Origin of the sequence: Eubacterium sp. BIOML-A2 (assembly GCF_009680135.1) — a bacterium.
GTDB classification, from domain to species: domain Bacteria; phylum Bacillota; class Clostridia; order Lachnospirales; family Lachnospiraceae; genus Faecalicatena; species Faecalicatena contortus_B.
In genome coordinates, this window is record NZ_WKZK01000001.1 from 123,962 (window position 1) to 146,561 (window position 22,600).

Here is a 22,600-nt window from a genome sequence, read left to right on the forward strand (position 1 = left end):
TCTAAATAAAAATTAATAATCGAAAATTAAGAAGCCTACTTCTGTACTTTGCAGTACTAAGTAGGCTTTTTACTAATCAGAGGCTAACTACTTCGCAGGCGGTTGCTCCTATTTCTATTTTCATTTAGCATATCTTTTTGTTGTAAAGGAAGATATATATAACCATGAATACTTAGTACTCTATGCCCGTTTTGTTGCTACAGATATGCAGCGATACTCCGTTTTTTCTTCTCCCTCCTCTTGGGTAGGATCTATATTGACAGCCTTGTCTTTTTCCCTGCTTTCCCTTACAGCACAATAAAAATGATACAAGGTTCCATCCTTTTCTATAACGCAGGGTTTATGTGCATGCAGTTCATCGATCTCTCCCGCATTCCCATGTTTTAAAATCGGGGTATCCACCTTCTCCCAGCGGTACAAGTCTTCTGAAAATGCAATCCCCTCCTGTGCATGCTCTCCATCATATCCGTAATAATACATCAGCCATAATCCACCATCCTTAACCACACAGGGGTCAGCGCAAAAGTACGAATCCCAGCCAGGTTTTGTATTACAAATAACCGGCTGCCCGGATACCCGTTTCCATTCCAGCATATCATCGGATACCGCCATTCCAATTTGTTCATGCCATTTCCATACCTCGCTGTCTTTGGCATTATAAAACATATAATATTTCCCACGGTCCTCAATCAGGCAGCCTTTATATAACCCTGCCCGTTCCCAGTCATCACCATCTTTCCAGCTCAGGATCGGTTTGTCCAGACGTGTCCAGTGATGCAGCGACTCGTCCTCAGTATAAGCAAGTCCGATTTGGGCAGGACCAGCCTCATATCCCTCATCCGGATAGCTATGGTATATCATCCAGTACTTCCCGTCCACCTTTTTTAAGGACGGTTTTTTGAACAGATCATTTTCTTTTAGGATCCACATGCCTGCGACTCCACCTTTATCCCAGCCTTCCTGTTCTCCTCTTTTGAATATAATCGACTCTTTTTCCCAGTGAAGCAGATCCCGGCTTACTGCGAGACCTGTCTGATATCCTTTTCCGTCAAAACCTACATGCATCATATAGTATTGATTATTGTGATAAAACACGAAGGGACAATCCACAGCCATCTCATCATATGCGCCAGGGACACCTGACGGCCCCATAACCTCTGTCCCATATTTTACATCAGTCTTATATTTTGCTAAATTATACTGCATATTCTGTTACCCCTTAACTGCACCTGCTAATAGTGCGGATTCTATTCTTTTTTGAAGCAGACAATAGAGCAGTATACTTGGCAGCACTACGACAAACGATGCCGCAAACAGCTGACCATAGTCGCTTCCAATCATGCTCAAAAACTGCGACAATGCTACCGATACATTTCTCGCATTGTTGCCTGATGAAAGCATCAGGTTGTAAATAAAATCATTCCAGCTCGCCATGAAGATCAGTATCGCAGCCGTTGCCATGGCCGGCTTAACAAGCGGAAGCATAATAGTAATAAAGGTTCTTAAAAACCCGGAACCGTCAATTCTCGCCGCCTCTTCCATTTCCCTCGGGATCGTCAGGAAATAACTTCTTAAAACAAACAGTACTGCCGGCATCGCAATTGCCATATATACAAGCACAAGTCCGCTTTTCGTATTATAAAGGTTCATGGCATTCATCAGCTTGTACACCGGAAATATCAATGCCGATGTAGGTACAAGCATTGACATGCCGATTAAGGCAAATAAAAAGTTTTTTCCTTTAAACTCGAACCTTGCAAACACATATGCCGACATGCTGAATATGATTAGCCCAAAAAAAATACAGAAAACGGTGATTATAAATGTATTCCAAAAGTATGTACCCAACGGTGAATATTTAAATGCCATGATATAATTGTCAAGGTTGATGGAAACCAGTAAGGAGAATGCGGAATCCATAATCTCTTTATTTGTTTTGAAAGAAGATACCAGCGTCCATAAAAGTGGTACCGTCGAAATTGCAATTATAAATACCAAAAATACAATTCTTCCTAATTTTCCGATGATTTGTCCTGCCTTCATAGCTACTCCTTAATCTTTTCCTATGCGGAACACTTTTGTTATCAACAGCATTGCTGCTGCTCCAATCAGAATTGTTACAAACGCGATTGCATTGGCATATCCATAATTGGAATTATTCATTGCCGTCCTGAAAATCATAACCGGCAGATTCATTGTTAAATTACCCGGGCCTCCGCTCGTGGTCAGATATATGACTTCAAACGTTTTCAGGCAGTCTACCGTTGCAAGAATCAGGCATGTTCCCACGATATTTTTGATCAGGGGCATCACAATTAATCTGTTGATTTGGGATTCTGTCGCTCCGTCCACTTTTGCCGACTCATATACTTCTGCGGGGATTGCTGCTATCTCTGATGAGATCAGCAGCATAAAAACTCCCCCGTAAAAAATGGTCGTCACAGTAACCGCCACAAATGCAGTCCTTGCGTCCTGAAACCAGTTTACATTAAAATTCTCAAATCCTATTTTGCGGATAAAATCATTTACAAGCCCAATAGATGGATTAAACATGAAGTAGAATAAAAATCCGATTACTGCCAGCGGCATCATTTTCGGGATCAGATAGATTACTCTCACGGCTTTTGATAAGCGTGACTTTTTTAACGTTGCCAATGCCACCAGAAGGCTGGTTCCTACTAATATGACCCAATGCAGGGCCATCCATATAATTGTATTTTTAAAGGATATATGGAAAGTGGAATCCTGAAACATTTTTATAAAATTGTCAACACCTGCAAATCTTATGGGCTCCCCCAGCTTCCAGTCCGTAAATCCGGTAATTCCGACCGTAATAATGGAATATGCGTAAAACCCCAAAAAGAGGATCAGCGTGGGAGCCAAAAAGGCTGCAAGCCAGATTTTAGTTTTTTTAGATTTCATTCAGACTCCTCCTACAGGGGTGCGTTTAGTTTGATGCTTTTGTTAAATTCTCTGCAAACTGTTCGGGCGTGCTTTGGCCTGTTCCCAATGCTGCAAGTTCCTGGGGTATGATGGCCGTCACTGCGGCAGGATACACTCTCCAACAGGAACTTACTGTGTAATTAACATCGTCTTTCATTTCCAAAATTTCCATCATAAGTGGTGACAGTTCCAGAGATTCATAGTCAATATTTGCGGAGGCCGGAATCAAACCTAACTGTTCCAGGCGGATGGCCTGATCCTCTTTGTTGTTAAACCATTTAATGAATTCATAGGAAGCCGCCGCCGTTTTCTCATCCTTAGAGCCGGAGAACCATGCATACCCCGGGTAAGATACAGCACCCTTACCAGGAAGATATGCTTCTCCCACCTTATCTCCCATAGCTTCCGTTAGTTCGGCAATCCTCCAGGCCCCATCCAGAACAATCGCTGTTTTATCGCTTGTAAAGTTATTCAAAGCAACGCTAATATCCGAACCCGGAGCATCTGTGGTTGAATATTCCATAAACATTTTTTGAAGCTGTGAAGCGGCCTCGATGAATTCCGGCGTGTTATAATCTGTAAGCCCAACCGTTTTCGCCATCTCCTGCCCTTTCTCGCTTCCGCTGGCCAGTGCTGCCAGAAGTGTAAGGCTTGAATACCAAGCTGTCTTTGTCTCCAGAGCCATAGCAGCTACTCCGTCTCCTTTTAATTTTTCACATAAATCATAAAGCTCATCCCAGCTCTCTGGAAATTTTTCATATCCAGCCGCTTTTAGTATTTCTTTATTATAGAAAAACCCAAAAAAATCTTTATGAGAACAGATGCCATATACCTGGTCCGATCCCTCATTCCACGACGCAATGTCCTCCATATCCAGCTCATCCTTTAATTCAGCGTCTGCATCCAATTTATCCTTAAAGTCATAAAGTAAGTTTGACTTTTTGGCCAGATCAATAATACTCTGGTCATTGGTATAGAATACATCCGGAAGTTCTCCAGATGAAACCTGCACTTTTAATTTTGCATCCATATTGGCTGTTGTAGAACCTGCTATCTCTTCAACATTTACATCGATCTCCGGATGGGCTTCTTCAAAACTTTCCACCCTCTCTGCGAAATATTTTGCATATGGATGTGCTCCTACCCATTCACTGAAAACGGTAATGCTTACCTTTCCGTCTTCCTTTTCCGCTTTTCCTCCTGCTTCCCCGCCGCAAGCCGTTAATCCCACTGCCATACTAAATGCCAGCATTAACGATACGATTCGTTTTGCTTTCATATTCCTTTTCTCCTTTTTATTTTTTGTATTTGATGGATTTATTATATCTTGGCATAATCTATAAATAAATCAGTGGATTTTACTTGTTTTTATATATTTTTTACATTATAATGCTTTTGACCTGGAAACATGTAAAACATTTTTATATTATGTAATTATTTTACCTTTTATGGGGGTGTCCAATTTGCTGCCGCATACGAAAAAACCTGTATCACTTTTTGTTATAATAACCCTTATTATTTCCTTATGTATGATTACGCCTTGTATGATTGCAGGTATTTACTTCTATGCCACTCTGAGGAACAGCACCTTTGATACAATTGAGCGAAATATCGATTCATCCGCCGAAAGCTCCTTCAGCTCTCTTGACTCTACTCTGCTCTCTGTAAAAAATGCTTATTACTCAATCATCAGTGATCCGGTAATCAATCCCGAGCTATATAATTATATCTTTCCAGGCAATGAAACTACATTCAACGAATCTGTCGATGAACGCCTTACGAAAATGATGTTTTATACCACGATTTGGAACGAAAATATCCTGACTTCAATTACCCTTACGAATGATTTTAATACGTATCATTATATAGGTAATCCAAAATATGGCGTATATCCTGGCAAGGAGGATTCTTCCGCCCTTAACATGATTACCGATAATCGGGAAGCTCTCAGCAAATCACTGGGTACCGAAAGAATCCACACCCTTATGCATTCCAGAGATGACTCCGGCAGCCTGTTTTATATACGGGACTATTATGGGTATCCCGATGGCGCTTTTAAAGGCCTGCTCAGTTTCCAGTTAAGCGAGGAATCACTCATGTCCAATTTCACCGACTTTGATAAGTACACGGACACGCTTTGTTTTGCCTTTGATGAATCAGGAACTGTCATCATGAGCAGCAAAGAGGAACTGCAGGGCGAAACCATATCCGCTTTATCCGTCCAAGGGGTCTCTTTAAAACATATGATGGAAGATCCAGACAACTATCTGGCCAAAACGAAGACTTTAACGAATTATCCGCTTACTGCCTGCGTACTGATTCCGCTGGAGCCCATCTATCAGGAACTTCATAGTCAATTAAGAGGTTATCTGGTTATCTTTATCTGTTTGCTGCTGCTCGTTATCGTATTTGCCCTCGCAGTTTCCCGGTATGTAAGCAGATATATTCACTTACTGATCAAACGCATGACCCGGTTAAGCCAAAGCGACTATTCACAAACCCTGCCTGTATACGGAATTACAGAGCTTGATAACCTCAGTACAGCTTTTACTACGATGTCCTCTCAGATCAAAAGGCTTTTAAATGAAAAGTATGCCAATGAAGTCCTTTTAAAAGAGAGTGAACTCAAGGCACTGCAGGCGCAGATTAACCCGCATTTCCTATTTAATACGCTTCTGTCTGTCAGCTGGAAAGCCCGTGCAAACCAGGATATGGAATGTTATGAGATGATTACGGCACTCAGCAGTTTACTCAATGCCAATATTTATACTCCTGCAACAAAGTTTATCACTTTGCAGGAAGAGCTTCAGAATGTCCGGTACTATCTGCAGATACAGAAGGTGCGCTTTGGTCCAAAACTATCTTACGATATTGATGTAGATACAAAATTGATGGATCATTCCATTCTGAAGCTCTGCCTGCAGCCGCTTGTAGAGAATGCTGTTGTCCATGGCCTGGAGAATAAGGTGGAGGAAGGTACAATATTAATTACGGGAGATATCGTAGATGAACAGGAAATGCTGCTCCAGATCATTGATAATGGAATTGGGTTTCATCCAGAAGAAATGAATAGACAGCTGAATGAGCCAGATGCTTCAGTGTTATCCCAATCCGAGGGAAAAGGACACCACATTGGTCTGATTAATACACACTTACGCTTAAAATACACCTATGGCGAACAGTATGGGATTACCATTGCCAGCACGCCGGGCGAAGGAACTACAATATCTGTCAGGCTGCCGCTGTCATGACAGAGCAAAAAGGAGGATGTTCTATGTATCGAATCATGATTGTAGATGATGAATTAATTATCCGGGAAGGAATCAGCACTTTTATAGACTGGGCAGGCCTGGATTGCCAGATTGTACACTCAGCATCCGACGGTCTGGAAGCTATTGAATTTCTCCAAACCACCTGTGTGAATATCGTAATTACGGATATCCGCATGCCCGGAAAAAATGGGTTAGAGTTAGCAGAGTATGTGCAGAAATATGCCCCTTCCACCAAATTAATCATCCTGTCCGGGTATTCCGATTTTAAGTATGCCCAGGAAGCCCTGCGTCATGGGGCATTCGACTTTATATTAAAGGATAATCCCTTAAGTAAGATAGAAAATGCTGTCCGCAGGGCAATCAGTGCCATACAGGAGGAGCAGAAAAAGCAGCGCCATTTTGACAGTATACAGGAGACAATTATCAAAAATCAGGAAGAACTTCAGATAAAATTCTACCAGGATCTTGTCTACGATGTTCCGCTTTCTCCCGATGAGATTATCGATAAAACACGGCTTTATCAGGTATCCGGCAATAATTTTTACTGTATCCTCATAAAGATCCGGATCATCGACGACTCCGCCCAGCTTAAAGAAGATTTTATCAACACAGTTACCCGATTCCTCAGAGGAATTTTCTCCTCTGTAAAACCTGTTATTTTTCCGGTGCACTCCAAATACTTGTGCATTGTATTAAATGATACCAGTAAACTGGAGCATACACCCATCGTGCCTTCCTTAAATCAGATTTTTACTTTTGCAGAAAATTATCCGGCATACAGATTAAAAGCTGCAATCAGTACTCCCCATTCTTCGATCACAGAACTGAATACAGCTTATCTCGAATGCTGCTATTGTTTCAAACACAATGCAAAAAGTGAAAAGAAAATCCTGTTTTACAGCGCCGAAAATAATACATCTTCTCCCTCACTCAGCCAGAATCTGCCTATAAAAAAAGCTGTACAATATATCGAAAACAACTTTAATGAACAGATTGGGCTTAACGACATTGCAGACGCTGTTGGTCTTAATGCCAGTTATCTTAGCCGTTTATTCAAAAAAGAAACGGGTGAATCTATCACAGAACACCTTACTCAGTTTCGGATCGAAAAGGCAAAGGAACTTTTAAAGGATGAATCCTTAAGATTACGGGATATTGCCATGGCAGTTGGATTTAACGATGTAAGCTATTTTTCTAATACATTCAAGAAAATAGCCGGTATGTCTCCTACGGAATTTAGAATGATTTCGGAGATCAATTAGATGATTTGCTTTTAAATTGTGCTTACATATGTCGAAGCTTAGCATTTTATATATTCAACTATTGTATTTGAATCCTACATAAAGACAAGGCATTGCATCACCAAAAGGATTCCCTCCCCCTGCCGGGCGAGTCCTCAGCAAAGCTGAAAAATAAGATATACCCAAAGGGCATAAGTTGCGGAGTGCCCTTTGGGTATATAGTTTCCCATAATAAACCGCCTATTCTCTCGCCACTTGCGAAGGCAGGCAGTCAAAATATTTTTTAAAGGTTTTTGAAAAATGCTTTTCACTAATATATCCCACACGTTCCGCCACTTCCTTAACTGATAAAGACGGGCTCTTCCGGATAATTTCCATTGCCTTCTTCATCCTTACTGCGGTGACAAAGTCAATATATTTCTCCCCTGTTTTATTCCGGAAAATTCTGCTGATATAGGAAGGGCTGATATCAAATCGGTTCCCCATCTCCGCTATGGTCACATCATTCATGTAATTTACCGTCACATAATCCTTAATCTGCTGAACAATATCATGATTTTCGCTGTTCTGTTCCCACGTGGCATTTTGCAGGAGCTTTCGGAAATGCCGTAGCAGATCTGCATATTCTTCTCCCTCAAAGCTGCTTTTCCAGATAACGGACAAATAGGCGCGCAGGGGACGGCTGTCTATTTTTTCAAAGCTTTTTCTCAGTTCGTCTTCACGCTCCATTTCCTGCAGCAATTCGTTTGCCAACCCATAGTTTCCCGTCATATAGCTGGCTGTAAGCATTTCTATTTTCTCGCATAAATACTGTTTTTCCATCAAATCTTTTTGATCATTTAATGCCTGTAAAGATATGGTCTTATAATTTTCCTCCAGTATACGGACGCTTGCCAGCGCCAGCATAATCTGCTTATTCATATACATCTCCCGGAAGTCCTTTGCCACCGCACTTACTGCCACAATTCTCGTATTTTTGTCAAACAGATCCTGATGGTGGCGCAAATAGGAATGAATCCTCATATATTCTTTTCCCTCAATGACCAGGCAAAGCTCACTGGTCTGCAGAAAGAACAAGGCATAGCGGTCCCTTTCCTCTATAGTTTTGCTCAGATATACGGAGAGATGTTCGTACAGCTCTGCATATAGCTCCTGCCTTTTTCTGTTCTCATCCGTATCCAAGAAGAACACATACATACTGTAAACCGCGTCCTTCCCTGCCGGCTGCATCTGCTTGACACCCCCTGCCATGTCCGCCAGGGCAATGGCCTGGCTCACTCTGTTTTCGAAGAGCTGATTCTGGTTCTGAAGCTTTTGCTGCTTTCCTTTTATGATCTCACCCATGAGCTGCTTTAGTTGGTCAATATCTAATGGCTTCAGCAGATATTCCTTGACTCCAAGGCCAATCGACCGCTTCGCATATTCAAACTCAGCATACCCCGTTAGAATACACCACTGGGTCTCAGGAGCCTTCTGACGGCATATTTCCAGAGCATCCAGTCCATTAACTTTCGGCATATTAATGTCCAGAAAAACCAGATCGTAGAATGATTGTTCCACCATACGGATCATTTCTTCCCCATCTTTTGCCTGTGAAATGTGATGAATCCCCGGATACAGTTCCTCCAGCATAGACAGTAAACTCAGCCTTATCAGCCTCTCATCATCTGTTATTAAGATATTCATAAATTTCCCCTGCCTTCCTCAATACTGGTACAGACTTTCTTCTTTTGCAATCAACAGGTTACAGACCGTTTGATATCTTCCTTTTCTGTCATACCAAAAAAAGGAGTTCGGATATGTAATAAAAAGGCGATCCCGAACACTCGTAATTCCTACCCTGTCCTTGGTATAGATATCCTGCTCTTTATATGGGATTCCGTCATTAGCTACCTGAATCCATACAAAAGCCGCTCCATTTGTGCTCTTTACCTGGCAGACCCGCAGCAAAATGCTTAAGGAACTTCCATCCGGCGCCATTCCATGACGCATAGCATTTTCAATCAAAGGCTGAAGCAAGAGCTTGGGAATGGTAAAGTCCATTAGCTGCTCCTCCACTTGAATATCATAATACAAGCGTTCTTCAAACCGGATTTTTTCCAGCATAAGATAACTTTCAATAAACTGGCATTCCTTCTGAATGCTTGAATCATATCCCGGTTCACAGGTATAACGAAACATCCGGGAAAGATTTAAAATCCCCTTTTCCAGATTTTTCGTATCCCCGATCCGATTCAGCGCCTGAAGGGAGTTCATGACATTATAGAAGAAGTGAGGATTAATTTCCGCCTGCATAGCCTTATATTCCGCCATCTGCTGGTTCATTTTCCAGATGTACTCGTGCTGTACAAGATCCGTGATCCGCTCTGTCATCTCCGTCATTGCCAGAGAAATCTCCGAAAACTCCTCTATGGGGATTGCAGGCATATTCCCGCTGCTCTCCTCATCTCCCAACCGGTACTTCTGGATATACGAGACAATCCTTTCCGTAGAAACAGATATACGGCGGCTTAAATTCATAAAAATAAAAAATGCCGCTGCCATCGCACAAAACCAAAACAGCAGGATCACAAATGAAGTATGGTTGGCCTCCCTTAATATGGTGCTGTGCGGCAGCACATAATCAATTTTGAACCCATATTTCTCCTCCTTCATATGGTACAGATAATGTGTATCTCCTTCTATCCTCACCTTCCTGCCCATGAGCTCCTTCGTGTCCGCCATATCATCCTGCTCTGTGATAAACCTTTCCTCTGTGGCATAGGCCGGAGTCCCGTCCGGAAAATAAATAACCAGTCCCGCTCCCTCAGGCAGCGTAATTTTTTCATTCAGGTCTGAAAATACCGATTGGGACAGTTCCAAAAACGCATATCCCTGCCGTGATGCCGTTTCCAGATTGCTCACCGGACACAGCATCGTAAAGACAGGCTGCTCCTCATGATATTCCTCACTTCCGGACATAAGGCTGCCGGGGAAAAATCTCACCTCACCAGATAACAGCTTTGTCAGCTCTTCATACAACGGCTCTGCATTCTCCTCATACCGCAGGATTGATCCGCCATACTTATTCAAATAAAAGAAATTTCCCTTATTCGCATTTTCCGGCAAAAATCCAATCCCTCTGTGAATGGGATCCGACACGGTCAGATACTTATTCAATGCGCTTCTGTACTTGACCGAATATCGGATATAACCATACAAATTCTCCTGTGAAGCATCAATTTCAGTGTTATTTACATATTGATAAAACCTGGCAATATTCGTATCCGCCAAATACTGCAGAAAAAAATGCTCTCCATTCTGCAGGGAACTGTCCAGCTGATTTGTAAGGGTCTGAAGAATAATCCTATTGTTAGTATTGTAACTGTTTAAGAGTTGATGGTTAAAAAAGTTCAATAAAATAAAACTGATTATAATGAAGGGCATAAACACAGAACTGGCAAATGCCCGGTACAAAGATACCTTCAAAGAATATTTTTTCATTATGCCCTCCCCGATAATGTTCAGAATATTCAGAAAATGGTACGCAAAGGGGTCAGACCCCTTTGCGCCCCATTCTTTATAATTTCAGATTCTGCATTTTCTCACAGTAGTATTGAACCACCTCAAACTTAGCATCCGGAGCAATTCTATGGTCCGGACATGGGATATATCCTCCCAGTTCAATCAGCGTCTTTAACCTTTCTATCTCCTCGTCGACCGCCTTATTATCACGGGCAAATACTGTCTTGTTCATGCCGCCCACGCCGCGGAGCTCTTTGCCATACTGCGCTCTCCATGGCCCAATGCTTGCATTCCAGGTACCCACCTCAATGGGAAACATGGTATTAACCCCATTCTCAAGCCAGATAGGTACCAGTCGGTCAATACAGCCGTCACAGTCCACAGAAACGATGTCAATATCATGCTGCTTCAGCAATGCCGTATACTTTTTATAATGAGGAGCCACATAATCCTCAAAAACGGTTGGTGTAACCAACGGTCCATTCTTATAACAAATATCCTCCCAGAAATGAGCATAATCAAACTTTGCTCCCGTCTTTAAGACCTCTTCCAGGCATTGATACCCCAGTTCTGCGATGGTGTCAATGATCTCCACATACAGATCCTCATCATCCACATACAGATAGCTTAACTGCTCAACCCCCAGCAGATTTCTCATATACCCAATCAGAGAGCCGCAGTGCAGGCCAATGGGGATTTCCCTGCTGCCCTGAGAAGGAAGATTTTTGAAAAATTCCCGGTCTACCCGTGTTTCCTTCCACTCAAGCTTTGGCAGATAGAGTTCTTCCCATGCCTTCCGATCCATAAGAGAAGTCCCAATTTCCGCCGGAATTGAAATGGTGTCCAGTTTTTCCAGAACAATCAGGCCCTGCTCATCCCTTACAATCCTGCTGCCATCTGGTTTTTCCTCCAGAATCTTTTTTTCAAAGGCTGGGAACATCTGATTTTTTGTGCTTATACAGGAATTCCAGTTAAAATCAAATCCCAACCTCTTCATGACAGACTGATCAGCGGAGGAATTGTCCCCTTCCCTGCGGTATCCTTCTGCCTCTTCCTGGGTAATGTGGCCTTCCTGCGCCCATTTGTCCAAGGTTTCTTCCCAATACCCGAAGGAAACTACCGGGAAGTGTTCATATTTTTCATAATGCAGGATCGCCAGTACGTTCTCACGAAATGTCATGCTATAATCTCCTCTGTATTTATTCGTAATATTTGAATTGCGGCAGATATTCTTTATTTGCTTCAAACATTTCCCGCACCATAGATTTAATCTCTGCAAGGCTTAAGACTGCGGACGTCAATGGGTCAAAATAGCAGGCCTGGTAGATCTTCTGCGGATCTCCGGTAATTGCCCCTTCTACAGCCAGCTCCTCGATTCTGGAGCTCACATTATTTAGAAGCGCGAGATGAGGAGGCAGCGGACCTACATGAATCGGTTCCAGCGTGCCTTTGGAGGCAAGCACCGGCACTTCCACGCAGCAGCCTTCCGGAAGGTTGTCAATCAGGCCGAAGTTTCTTACATTCCCGTTGAATTTATACAGCGCGCCATCACCAAACATGGCATTGAAAATATTGGCGGCATACTCATTTCCACGTTTCAGATTCACCGGATTGTCGGCCCATTCCAGAAATTCTTTCTTCCAGGTATGTTCTCTTTTTTCGTACTCGTCCTTCACCATGAAATAGTGTCCGGGGTTCCAGCCTGTTCCGTGAGTACAATATTTTTCAATAAGATCCGGACGTTTACGGAACCAGGCCACATATTCTGAGGCATGTCCGCTGGACTCTGTCACATAGTAGCCAAGATGACGGAGCATCTCATTTCGCACGATCTCCTCCTGATAATGCTCTTCTGCCGCCTGTTTAATCAGAGGGTATGCATCCTCCCCCTTCCATTTATAATCCAGATAAAAGGCCTGATGGTTGATGCCGGCGCAGGTATATGTAATATCCTCCATATCGGCTTTGATCCACCGTGCCAGCATTTCCGCAGTCCCCTGGACGCTATGGCACAGTCCCGTCACATTCACCTTTGTCTCGCTCTGCATCCCTCTGCACAGCATTGCCATAGGATTGGTATAGTTCAAAAATATGGCCCCGGGACAGTAGGTTTCAATATCCTTACAGATAGCAAGCATCTCCGGCAGGGTCCGCATCGCCCGGAAGATTCCGGCCGGTCCCCTGGTATCCCCCACATTAATGTCTACACCGTATTTCTTTGGAATCGTAATATCATTTGCCCAGACAGCAAGGTCTCCTATATTAATGGTGCTGACAACGCCGTCAGCATCCTTAAGAGCCTCAATCCGGCTTTTCGTAGAAATCACTTTTGCCGGATAATTTCCGGAACCAATAATTTTCTCTACAGACTTTGCAGCATACATAAGTTTTTCATCATCAATATCCATCAGGGCAATCGTGGCATCCTGGAATGCCGGAAACGTCATCAGATCCCGCACCAGGCTTCTGGTAAATACAACACTGCCTGCGCCTATAAATGCAATTTTTTTCATCTTATTTACTCCTTGTGTCTTGTCTCATTGTGGCGGCTCATGGTTAGGAACACTTACCTCTTCCCTACCCTTTTACCGCACTGTCCAGGCTGCCCTGGATAAAATATTTCTGTAAAAACAAGTAGGCAATCACCACCGGAACAATCGCAATCACCGCACAGGCAGCTGCACCGTTTAAGTCCTTCATCTGCTCCCCGAAAAACTGTTTTACGGTCAGGGTGACATTATACATCTCCTTCTTCTGCAGAATATAGAGTGAATATCCATATTCATTCCAGGTTGAAACCGCCTGCATCAGCACAACCGTGGCCGTCACCGGCTTCAGCTGCGGAAGGATAATCTGAAAAAATGTCCTTAAAATTCCGGCGCCATCCATATAAGCTGCTTCGTCCAGAGACGTCGGGATTGCCATAATAAAGTTACTGTACATATAAATGGATACCGGCAGTCCAAACGCCGCACTCACCGCGATAATTCCCCAGTAGGTAGAAATCGCGTGGATCGAAACCAGGGTGGAATAAATACCAACAACCATAGACATTCCCGGCACCATCATCACGCCCAGCACAAAAGTCTTCATGGTCTTACTGAGCCGGTTTCTATTCCTTGCCATTGGATAAGCTGCAAGGCAGCCTACTATCACTACAATCATAACTGTTCCAACTGTAATAATAAAGGAATTTTTAATGGCATTTAATATGTTACTGTTTTGAAATGCCCTGATATAATTCTCCCAATGAAGTTCCATGGGCGGCAGCAGTCTGGACGTGTGATCTGTCATAGGTTTTAAGGATGTAACCACTACCACATAAATTGGAAGCAGATAAATAATCAATATGCCGGCCGCCACCAGATACTTCCACCAATTCTGTTTGATCTGTTTTTTTAATGTTCCTGTTTTCATCTGTTAACCGTCCCGCTTTCTCTACGCTTCGATACTCTTTTTCTCTAAATAGTGATTGCTGTACAGAGCGACCACCATAATCATAACAAAGGTGGTAATACCTATGGCAGATGCATAACCCGCTTTCTCCGCCAGAAAATACTGGCTGTTCAAATACGTCATCATCGAATGCGTGCTGTAATTCGGCCCGCCGTTTGTCAATGATATAATGCCGTCAAATATTTTCAGTCCGCCGATCAGGTCGATCATTACAGCACTTGTGATGGCCGGAATCAGCATGGGCAGGGTAATGTACCGGAAACGTGCAAATGAGCCTGCTCCATCAATTTCTGCCGCCTCAATATATGTTTTCGAGATATTCTGAAGCCCGGAAAGATATATGATCATACAATATCCCGCGTACTGCCAGGTATTAATTATGGTGATGAACAATACTCCATTCTTTCCGTCTGCCAGCCAATCTACTGCCCCCTTGCCAAATATCCCCAGAATATCGTTGAGCACACCATTGTCATAGGTTAAAAAGAAATACATGATGTACCCCATAATCAGGCTTGATATCATAATCGGCATATAGATCACCACACGGATCAGGTTGTTGCCCTTAAAACGGGAATTGACAAACAATGCCGCCCCCAATCCGATGATATTCTGAAGCACAGTGGACACAAAACCGTATATGAGTGTATTAATAAATGCCGTCAAGAGACGCTTGTCCGAAAACATTGCCTTGTAGTTTTCAAGTCCTATGAAGATTTTTTCCGGCGAATACCCATTCCACTTACACAAAGATACATAAACCGTTTCACAAAAAGGCCTCACTACAAAAAACAAAATCAGACAAATGGCCGGTATGTAAAAGCAGCTCATTTTTACTGCTCGTTTCCTCACTTTGGTTTCACTCCTTTACATTGCTTACTCTGCTGCTACATATTTATCCTGGAACGTACTCTTTAAATGCTGCAGTCCGGCGTTAACCCCTTTTTCTGTTGGGTCCATAAAAACCTCGATCACTGCATCCGCATCTGCATTAAACATTCCGCTTGGGAAATATTCCCGGTCGAACAGATTATCGTAGAAGATATCACCTTCAAAGATTTCCTGGCTTTCTGAAAAGGCCTTGTAGCTTACATTTTCCGTGTTCATATCCTTAAGAGCGGGCAGCCCTCCGTCCAGTTCCATGATCTTGTCTGCCACTTCCGGTTTTGCAAGGTAATTTAAAAACTGTTTTGCTTCCTTCATCTTTTCTGTGTCTTTCCAGATTCCAAAGCAGCTTCCTTCCCCGATCATATACTGGGATTTACCCTCCTCAGTCGTACATGGAATCGGCATGATCCCAAGCTGTGCATCCGGAGCTACGTTTAATACTTTCACAATCTCAACCTCGGTACTAAATCCACAGGCATCTTCCCCCAGAGCTGTCAGGGTTGCCGCATTATCAGCGGTAACAAGGTCTTTATTAAAGTATCCGGCCTGTACCATATCTGCGATTTCTTCCAGAACACAGCTTCCTTTTGTATCCCAGTCGAAGGTTCCATCTTTCAGCTCCTCACCGGATGGGTATTTACAGCCTTCTGTGGTATAGAATGCCGGCGCCATCGCATTATAGAGAACCGCTGCAGTCCAGGTGTCTTTTCCTTCCACGAAAAATGGGGTAACCCCGGAAGCTTTAATCTTCTCACAGGCATCTTTAAAATCGTCCATAGTGCGGATATCACCGACATTTACTCCTGCATTTTCAAGCACCGTCTTATTATATACAACACCGTTTGTCACCTGGCTGACAGGCAGTACGTATATGCTGCCGTCGTCGTCAGAAATAATGGGCAGAACCGGATCATCAATTCTGTCGTACCACTCCTCGTCATTCAAGGCTGTCAGGTATTCCTTATACCTTGCAATAGACCAGCCGTGTGTCACAAAAACATCCGGCATTTCTCCTGATGCCATCCTTGTTTTCATAACAGCCTCATAATCTGAACCCGGTGTAACCAATTCAATTCCAATTCCTGTCTCTTCTGTGAATCCGTCCAAAACTTCCCGGAACTGATCCAGCGGCTGACCCGTGTAGATAACCTCTACCTCCAGCGTATTCTCATTTTTTGCTGACTTATCCGCTTCTTTGGAATCTGTTTTTTCACTGTCGGCCTGTCCACTGCCGCAGCCTGCCAGCATACCAGTTGTCATAACTGCTGCCAAACCAAATGCAGCTAATTTTTTTAATCTTCTTTTCATGATGAACCCTCCCACGTACTTTTCACTTTTTCACTGCTAAATGAGTTTCTTCTTCGGATATCCTGAATCTATTATATACGGATTCCAGTTGCCTTATAAGAGTCGTTTTTTATACTTTAGGGGTGTATTTTTATACTCTCTGCCGCTCCCCTGCTATTTCTTCCCATAAAATATGCTCCCTCCCAAGCGCAAGTCCTTATTACTTCAACTTGCTGCCCGGAAGGGAGCATATCAAACCTTTTCTATTGATCTAAAGTATATAATTTTTCTCATTTCTACCTGCAGCCGAAAAGCCTCGGATCCTGCGTCAGCTCTAAAGGATAATCTCCCAAATGTTCAAGTTTATACCCGCTTTCTTTATATCTGTTATAATCAAAGCTGTTCAGTTCATCACACGCAAGTTTATGAAATTCATAAAAATTGGGCCACCACTCATACCCATCACCCAGATTATTACTCAGATACGCATCTGCAATATCGCATCCCATCTTAGGTGCTACATAAAAGGCTCCCATTGCCAGTACATTTACTCCGTTCCCTGTAATCGCACGAAGTGCCGCCGGTACACTTTCCACCACGCCGGAAAATACCCCCGGACACTTGCTAGCCGCAATATGGATCCCCATTCCAGTTCCGCAAAAAATTAATGCGCGTTCAAATTCTCCTTCCGATATCATGGAACCAACACGAAGTCCAATTCTGTGAAACATTAATTCTGTGCTACTGTCATCCTCAGACTGAACCCCTACATCTGTTACGGTCCATCCATATTCCTTCAAATGAGCTACAACCGCCTCCTTTAATGGAAATCCTGCAAAATCTGCTCCAACAAGAATCTGTTTGTCTTTAATTGTTTTCATTATAATCGCCTCTACTTTCTATTCTGCAAAATCAAAGATCTGATCCATGTCCTCATAAAATGCTTCCTTACTTGAAGCTGAATATTCTGTAAAACAGGGGCGCGTAAGTTTCCACCACTGCCTGGTCACTTCATCAGCTTCCATCTTTGCCATATCTGCCTCATAGTCGTCTCCAACATATTCAAAATATCCAAAAACTAAATCGTCTTTCATAAAGATTCTGTAGTTCCGTATATTGCAGTCACGAATCATGCGCAGCACCCCTTCCCAATGCGGTGTATGTACATCATCCATATGCAGCTTTCTATACTCCTGGATTTTATCTTTTTTAAGCCGGCCAATCTGCCCAAAAACTTTTCTGCTCATAGTTATTCTCCCATACTATTTTACTTTTTTAGGACGTGCACTAAAATAATCTATTACAAGAGCCAGGATTAAAACCGCGCCCCAAATCAGTGTTACATAGTATGTGGAAACGCTTCTGAAACGGTTAATACCTGATTCTATAAATTTTAAAAGAATGATTGCCGCAGCCACACCAGATAATCTGCCTTTCCCGCCATTCGGGCTGACACCGCCCAACACAATCAGCAGAATTGACTGCATGGTATAATTACTCCCATAATCTGCTCTTGCAGATGCGTATGTACTAAGCATCATCAGACCGCCTATAGAGGCACAAACAGCCGAAGCCATATAGGTTTTAAAAACTAATTTCTTTGTGTTTATTCCGGAAAACTCCGCTACATGCGCGCTTGATCCATATAACCTCAATTTCGTCCCATAGGTACTTCTCTCCAGCATAAACCAGATCATAACAGCCGCCAGTATGAAGACAATTACACGAACCGGAATAATGCCAAACAAATTCGTTGAAAAAATATCGCAAAATTGTTTTGGGAAGGAAGATACAGCCGCCCCCCCTGTAATAACAATACACAAACCGGTAATCAGCTGATTTACTCCTAAGGTGGCCAAAATAGGCGGCACCTTTAATTCCGAAATCAGAAAACCATTAAAAGCCCCTATCACACAGCCGGTAAGTATGGCAATCAGAAATATCACAACAGAGAAGCCTGCCGGCATCGTTCCGTCTACACCAAAAATCCAGTTCAGCACGTAGACACTGATAATCGTTGTCATATTGGCTGTTCCAACTACTGATAAATCAATTCCTCCGGTCATCATGCAGAGCATGCCTCCTAATGCCATCAGGCCATACTCCGGGAACTGTCCTGCCATAGTCAGGAAATTTGCACCTGTAAAAAACTTACCGGCCTGTGTCAGCAGCATAAATATCAGCCAAGCAATCATAATAATAAAAAGACGGCTCACTTCCCGGTTTTTTGAATAAAAACATTTTACTCTCTCCATTATGCTGCCTCCTTTACCATCTTACTTTTTGCTTTTTCAGTCCTGATAGACTGGTATGCACTTAATGCCACGCCCACAACAATTACGATTCCAACAAACACGTTACTCCATGTAGTCGGCACGCCCAGGAGAATCATAGAGTTCTGAACCAGTATAATCAAAAATGTACCCAGTATGCATCCGATCAGGGTTCCGGCCCCGCCAGTCAGCGCAACTCCGCCAAGCACAACACCTGCAATAATATTCATTTCCATTCCAAGCATGTTGGTCGGATGCATCTGCTGCATCATGCATACACGGCAGATACCGCCTGCTGCTGCAATCATGCCAATGATAATATACATGAAAAATTTTGTTCGTTTTACATTGAATCCTACCGTATGTGCGCTGACCGGATTCCCTCCGATCGCATAGATACCACGTCCAAAAATCGTATACCGCAGGATAAGGAACATCGCTGTACAAACAATCAACAAAATAATAAAAGTGTAGGGCAGGATGGAAGTCAGGTTATTCGTTTTGTTCGTTGCTGTGATAAACGAATTTGTCCCAAATTCTTTCATACCAGCTGGTATAACAGATAACTGTTTTGCCCGCAGTGCTCCCTGCATGAATCCCTGAAATACGCTGGAAGTACCTAATGTAACGATCATAGCATTGAGATTCAGATAACCAATCAGAAAACCATTTACAGCGCCTAACAGCGCGCCAATCGCCATGGCAATCACAAAAGCCAAAACCACATTGCCGCCATAATTCTGGTCCAGCAAAATCCTGGTGGATGCATATGCAGACAGAGAAGCCAATGCCGGAAAAGATACATCAATGCCTCCGGCAATGATCGCTAAGAATTCCGCCACCGCAAACATTCCGGGTACAATCATCGCACTTAGCAAATCCACCATATTATTTCCGGTAAAAAACTGTCCCGAGCGAATCTGCACCAAGATTCCTAACGCAATTATAATGAGAAATATGTATATTTCATTGGATTTAAATGTTGATTTTAATTTTTTATTCATTCGCCTGTCTCCTTACATCATTGCATCAATAATCATCTGTTCTTTTACCTGCTGAGTATCATATTCGGCAACTATAGAACCTTCTTTGATGACTAAAAGGCGTGAACAGTTCTGTATTACTTCCGGGAGATCATCAGAAATAATAATAACACCCAGGCCTTTTTGGGCTAATCGCTGAAGGATTGCATGAATATCATGTTTCGATCCAATATCAACACCGACTGTCGGGCCATTTAAGATCAGAACATCCGGATTACATGCCAGCCATTTTGCCAAAACTATGCGCTGCTGGTTTCCGCCTGATAAGGTGGTTGCGGGATTATCCGGATTCTTTGTTTTTATCTCGAATTCTTTTACCCATCGGTCTACTTCTTCATCTCTTTTTTTCAGATCAAACTGGCCATTTTTCTTCTTTAAAGAATCGATCTCAGAAATAATAATATTGTCACCAATGGATCTCTGTAAAAACAACCCTTCCGACAGACGGTCTTCTGGTACATATCCTATTTTGTTGGCAATGGCCTCTCTCGGATTTGTGATTTTTACAGGTTTTCCATTTCGGATGATCTCCCCCGATGTAGCGGGCTTCAGCCCAAACATAGACAGCGCAAGTTCCGTACGGCCTGAGTCCAGAAGACCTGTAATCCCCAGGATTTCACCTCCCCGTAAAGTAAGGCTGATATTTTTAAATGAACCTTCCAAAGAAAGATTCCTTAGTTCAAAAATAGGTGTATCTGTGACTTTTTCAGGAACAAAAGTTTTGTCTGCGAATTCACGTCCTGTCATATAGTAGGTAAATTTCTTATCATCTAATTCATCCGTTCTTCCAGTTGCCACCATCTCTCCATTTCTAAAGATTGTAAACCGGTCTGATATTTCAAATACTTCATTTAATTTATGGCTGATAAAGAGAATTGCAATCCCTTGTTCTTTCAGTTTTAATATGATTTTGAATAGTGCATCTACTTCTTTTTTAGTCAATGCAGTCGTTGGTTCATCCATTATAATCAATTTTGCATTGAACATAAGCGCTCTGCTGATTGCTACCATCTGTTTTTGGGCAACAGATAAACGGCTTACTTTTTCATCCAAATCAATATCCATATTGATTTTTTTAATTGCTTCTTCCGCGATTTTCCTTACGTTCTTCCAACTGATTGTTTTTTTGCCTGATGCTAATTCTGAATTTAATGCCAGGTTTTCTGCTACAGTCAAATTAGGGAATAAAGAGAAATCCTGATAAATAACCTGAATCCCCATATTGATTGCGTCAATTGGTGTAATCTTTTCCAGTTTTTTCCCATCAAATTCGATGGTCCCCCCGCTGCGCTGGTGTACACCCGAGATGATTTTAATAAGTGTAGATTTTCCGCAGCCGTTTTCACCTGCCAGACAATGAATTTCTCCAGGAACGATTTCCAATGAAACATCTTTGAGTGCATGGACATTTCCAAATGATATTTGAATATGTTCTGCCTTTAACAAACACTCTGACATATGCGTCCTCCTCTTCGCTTTTTAAAGAATCGAACCGCCGCCGAAGCGGCGCTCCGATTCTTAAAGTTTATTAGAAACCAAAACTATCTACATTATCTGCATCAATTGTGACCCAGCCCTGACCTTCCAGTACGGTTTTAGAACCTTCACGTTCTGTCATCTCTGTGTATCCGTCTACATTCAGGTTTAATGGTGCTGTGATACTCTCTTCTGCCAGAACTTTACAAGCCAGTGAAACCATAGCTTCGCCGGACATGGCCGGATCCCATAAAGTCAGAGATTTAATAATACCCGATTTAAGCAGCTCCGCATTATCCGCCGGCATGCCTGTCCCTGTAGTAAAGAATTTATCCTGCAGTCCCAGCTCCTGAATTGCTCTAGCGACACCCGGCGCGTCATAGGAAGAAGTTCCTAAAATCCCCTTCAGATCCGGATAGGTCTTAATCAGTTCTTTTGCTGCATTGTATGCTGTGTCTCCATTATCATTTGATTCCACACGCGGATTTTCTTCCAGCAAAGTCATCTTAGGATAGTGTTCTTTCTGATATTCAACTGCAGCATCCGCCCACTCATTATGTGAGCCATTTGTCAACGATGCCACCATAGTGGTATACACACCTTCTTCTCCCATCGCTTCTGCCAGATTCTGCATAATAAAAGCGCCATACCCTGCATTCGAAAAAGCCTCGATGTCATAGTCTACATTTTTCAGTTCTGCGCCTTCATGGGCGATTACTACAATTCCTGCATCCTGGGCTTTTTTAAGTACCACATCCATGGATTGCACATCTACAGGAACCACACAAATTGCATCTACGCCCTGGGCAATCAAATCTTCGACCATCTGAGCCTGATGCGTTGCATCAATTTCACCTGTATCAATCTGGTAGCAGTTGACACCTGTCTGATCCGCAAATTCTTCTACTCCTGTATTCATTCTTACGAACCATGGGTTTGTAGAATCCTTCGGCACTACGGCAATCTCCCACCCCTCCTCTGAGGCCTTTTTTACGGCCTCGTCTGACGCCAAGGATGACACACTTTCTGATGCCGCTGTTTCTTCTGTCTTTTTCTCTCCGGACGTTTCCTTTGTATCAGATCCACAAGCCGTTAGACCCAATACCATTGTTGCACATAATAATGCTGCGATACCTTTTTTCATTTCCTGTTCCTCCTTTAATATTTTTGGGTTTCTATATTAAAACGTTTCAAAACGTATACAAAAAATAATAGCT

Annotated in this window: 19 protein-coding genes; 2 read left to right on the forward strand and 17 right to left on the reverse strand. The window is 42.8% G+C overall.

Annotation, left to right across the window (positions count from 1 at the left end; genetic code table 11):
- Window positions 1-180 precede the first annotated feature (180 nt).
- From GKG43_RS00475 to GKG43_RS00490, 4 genes are read right to left on the reverse strand one after another with little or no spacing between them, the layout of a single operon-like run.
- Entirely contained in the window at window positions 181-1,206 is a 1,026-nt protein-coding gene (locus GKG43_RS00475) for a hypothetical protein (protein ID WP_050639290.1), read from the reverse strand.
- A gap of 6 nt (window positions 1,207-1,212) precedes the next feature.
- Window positions 1,213-2,043 carry a carbohydrate ABC transporter permease gene (locus GKG43_RS00480; protein ID WP_129878299.1) on the reverse strand — a complete coding sequence of 277 codons (831 nt, stop codon included), beginning with the start codon at window positions 2,041-2,043 and terminating at the stop codon, window positions 1,213-1,215.
- A 9-nt stretch (window positions 2,044-2,052) separates the two neighbouring features.
- Entirely contained in the window at window positions 2,053-2,922 is an 870-nt protein-coding gene (locus GKG43_RS00485) for a sugar ABC transporter permease (RefSeq protein WP_050639288.1), read from the reverse strand.
- Window positions 2,923-2,947: 25 nt separating this feature from the next.
- Window positions 2,948-4,222: an extracellular solute-binding protein gene (locus tag GKG43_RS00490; protein ID WP_050639287.1), complete on the reverse strand. Its 1,275-nt coding sequence runs from the start codon at window positions 4,220-4,222 to the stop codon at window positions 2,948-2,950.
- Window positions 4,223-4,487: 265 nt separating this feature from the next.
- Here GKG43_RS00490 and GKG43_RS00495 point away from each other — a divergent pair, with 265 nt between their 5' ends.
- A complete protein-coding gene (locus tag GKG43_RS00495; protein ID WP_167702479.1) occupies window positions 4,488-6,194 on the forward strand; it encodes a sensor histidine kinase in 1,707 nt (568 codons plus the stop codon).
- Between the two features lie 23 nt (window positions 6,195-6,217).
- Window positions 6,218-7,477 (forward strand): response regulator, encoded by a 1,260-nt coding sequence (locus tag GKG43_RS00500; RefSeq protein WP_050639285.1) that lies wholly within the window; start codon window positions 6,218-6,220, stop codon window positions 7,475-7,477.
- 219 nt (window positions 7,478-7,696) lie between these two features.
- Here the strand turns inward: GKG43_RS00500 and GKG43_RS00505 are convergent, their stop codons facing one another.
- The 13 genes from GKG43_RS00505 to GKG43_RS00565 all read right to left on the reverse strand — a co-directional run bounded on the left by GKG43_RS00505 (window position 7,697) and on the right by GKG43_RS00565 (window position 22,527).
- Window positions 7,697-9,142, reverse strand: a complete 1,446-nt coding sequence (locus GKG43_RS00505; RefSeq protein WP_055151060.1) for a response regulator — start codon at window positions 9,140-9,142, stop codon at window positions 7,697-7,699.
- An 18-nt stretch (window positions 9,143-9,160) separates the two neighbouring features.
- Window positions 9,161-10,939 carry a histidine kinase gene (locus GKG43_RS00510; protein WP_055151062.1) on the reverse strand — a complete coding sequence of 593 codons (1,779 nt, stop codon included), beginning with the start codon at window positions 10,937-10,939 and terminating at the stop codon, window positions 9,161-9,163.
- Window positions 10,940-11,015: 76 nt separating this feature from the next.
- Window positions 11,016-12,140 (reverse strand): uroporphyrinogen decarboxylase family protein, encoded by a 1,125-nt coding sequence (locus tag GKG43_RS00515; protein ID WP_055151065.1) that lies wholly within the window; start codon window positions 12,138-12,140, stop codon window positions 11,016-11,018.
- A 19-nt stretch (window positions 12,141-12,159) separates the two neighbouring features.
- Window positions 12,160-13,473, reverse strand: a complete 1,314-nt coding sequence (gene melA / locus GKG43_RS00520) for an alpha-galactosidase (protein WP_055151068.1) — start codon at window positions 13,471-13,473, stop codon at window positions 12,160-12,162.
- A gap of 64 nt (window positions 13,474-13,537) precedes the next feature.
- Window positions 13,538-14,377, reverse strand: coding sequence for a carbohydrate ABC transporter permease (locus tag GKG43_RS00525; RefSeq protein WP_044926034.1), 840 nt, complete (start codon window positions 14,375-14,377; stop codon window positions 13,538-13,540).
- Between the two features lie 21 nt (window positions 14,378-14,398).
- Window positions 14,399-15,268: a sugar ABC transporter permease gene (locus GKG43_RS00530; RefSeq protein ID WP_055151071.1), complete on the reverse strand. Its 870-nt coding sequence runs from the start codon at window positions 15,266-15,268 to the stop codon at window positions 14,399-14,401.
- Window positions 15,269-15,292: 24 nt separating this feature from the next.
- Window positions 15,293-16,612 (reverse strand): ABC transporter substrate-binding protein, encoded by a 1,320-nt coding sequence (locus tag GKG43_RS00535; protein WP_129878300.1) that lies wholly within the window; start codon window positions 16,610-16,612, stop codon window positions 15,293-15,295.
- Between the two features lie 275 nt (window positions 16,613-16,887).
- Window positions 16,888-17,472, reverse strand: a complete 585-nt coding sequence (locus GKG43_RS00540; RefSeq protein WP_129878301.1) for an RpiB/LacA/LacB family sugar-phosphate isomerase — start codon at window positions 17,470-17,472, stop codon at window positions 16,888-16,890.
- A gap of 18 nt (window positions 17,473-17,490) precedes the next feature.
- On the reverse strand, window positions 17,491-17,838 hold the full coding sequence (locus tag GKG43_RS00545; RefSeq protein WP_129878302.1) for an L-rhamnose mutarotase: 348 nt from the start codon (window positions 17,836-17,838) through the stop codon (window positions 17,491-17,493).
- Window positions 17,839-17,853: 15 nt separating this feature from the next.
- Complete coding sequence (locus GKG43_RS00550) at window positions 17,854-18,846, reverse strand: ABC transporter permease (protein ID WP_129878303.1); 993 nt, start codon at window positions 18,844-18,846, stop codon at window positions 17,854-17,856.
- Window positions 18,846-19,868, reverse strand: coding sequence for an ABC transporter permease (locus GKG43_RS00555; RefSeq protein WP_129878305.1), 1,023 nt, complete (start codon window positions 19,866-19,868; stop codon window positions 18,846-18,848). The genes GKG43_RS00550 and GKG43_RS00555 overlap by 1 nt, the downstream gene beginning before the upstream one ends.
- Window positions 19,869-19,880: 12 nt before the next feature.
- On the reverse strand, window positions 19,881-21,365 hold the full coding sequence (locus GKG43_RS00560) for a sugar ABC transporter ATP-binding protein (protein ID WP_129878307.1): 1,485 nt from the start codon (window positions 21,363-21,365) through the stop codon (window positions 19,881-19,883).
- Window positions 21,366-21,435: 70 nt separating this feature from the next.
- Window positions 21,436-22,527: an autoinducer 2 ABC transporter substrate-binding protein gene (locus tag GKG43_RS00565; RefSeq protein ID WP_129878309.1), complete on the reverse strand. Its 1,092-nt coding sequence runs from the start codon at window positions 22,525-22,527 to the stop codon at window positions 21,436-21,438.
- Window positions 22,528-22,600 lie beyond the last annotated feature (73 nt).

Bases quoted from the DNA above. Each gene is read 5' to 3' on its own strand.
- GKG43_RS00485 (WP_050639288.1), bottom strand. From the start codon at position 2,922: ATGAAATCTAAAAAAACTAAAATCTGGCTTGCAGCCTTTTTGGCTCCC.
- GKG43_RS00510 (WP_055151062.1), bottom strand. From the start codon at position 10,939: ATGAAAAAATATTCTTTGAAGGTATCTTTGTACCGGGCATTTGCCAGT.
- melA (WP_055151068.1), bottom strand. From the start codon at position 13,473: ATGAAAAAAATTGCATTTATAGGCGCAGGCAGTGTTGTATTTACCAGA.
- GKG43_RS00480 (WP_129878299.1), bottom strand. From the start codon at position 2,043: ATGAAGGCAGGACAAATCATCGGAAAATTAGGAAGAATTGTATTTTTG.
- GKG43_RS00505 (WP_055151060.1), bottom strand. From the start codon at position 9,142: ATGAATATCTTAATAACAGATGATGAGAGGCTGATAAGGCTGAGTTTA.
- GKG43_RS00475 (WP_050639290.1), bottom strand. From the start codon at position 1,206: ATGCAGTATAATTTAGCAAAATATAAGACTGATGTAAAATATGGGACA.
- GKG43_RS00545 (WP_129878302.1), bottom strand. From the start codon at position 17,838: ATGAGCAGAAAAGTTTTTGGGCAGATTGGCCGGCTTAAAAAAGATAAA.
- GKG43_RS00555 (WP_129878305.1), bottom strand. From the start codon at position 19,868: ATGAATAAAAAATTAAAATCAACATTTAAATCCAATGAAATATACATA.
- GKG43_RS00490 (WP_050639287.1), bottom strand. From the start codon at position 4,222: ATGAAAGCAAAACGAATCGTATCGTTAATGCTGGCATTTAGTATGGCA.
- GKG43_RS00550 (WP_129878303.1), bottom strand. From the start codon at position 18,846: ATGGAGAGAGTAAAATGTTTTTATTCAAAAAACCGGGAAGTGAGCCGT.
- GKG43_RS00535 (WP_129878300.1), bottom strand. From the start codon at position 16,612: ATGAAAAGAAGATTAAAAAAATTAGCTGCATTTGGTTTGGCAGCAGTT.
- GKG43_RS00500 (WP_050639285.1), top strand. From the start codon at position 6,218: ATGTATCGAATCATGATTGTAGATGATGAATTAATTATCCGGGAAGGA.
- GKG43_RS00540 (WP_129878301.1), bottom strand. From the start codon at position 17,472: ATGAAAACAATTAAAGACAAACAGATTCTTGTTGGAGCAGATTTTGCA.
- GKG43_RS00495 (WP_167702479.1), top strand. From the start codon at position 4,488: ATGATTGCAGGTATTTACTTCTATGCCACTCTGAGGAACAGCACCTTT.
- GKG43_RS00565 (WP_129878309.1), bottom strand. From the start codon at position 22,527: ATGAAAAAAGGTATCGCAGCATTATTATGTGCAACAATGGTATTGGGT.
- GKG43_RS00525 (WP_044926034.1), bottom strand. From the start codon at position 14,377: ATGAAAACAGGAACATTAAAAAAACAGATCAAACAGAATTGGTGGAAG.
- GKG43_RS00560 (WP_129878307.1), bottom strand. From the start codon at position 21,365: ATGTCAGAGTGTTTGTTAAAGGCAGAACATATTCAAATATCATTTGGA.
- GKG43_RS00515 (WP_055151065.1), bottom strand. From the start codon at position 12,140: ATGACATTTCGTGAGAACGTACTGGCGATCCTGCATTATGAAAAATAT.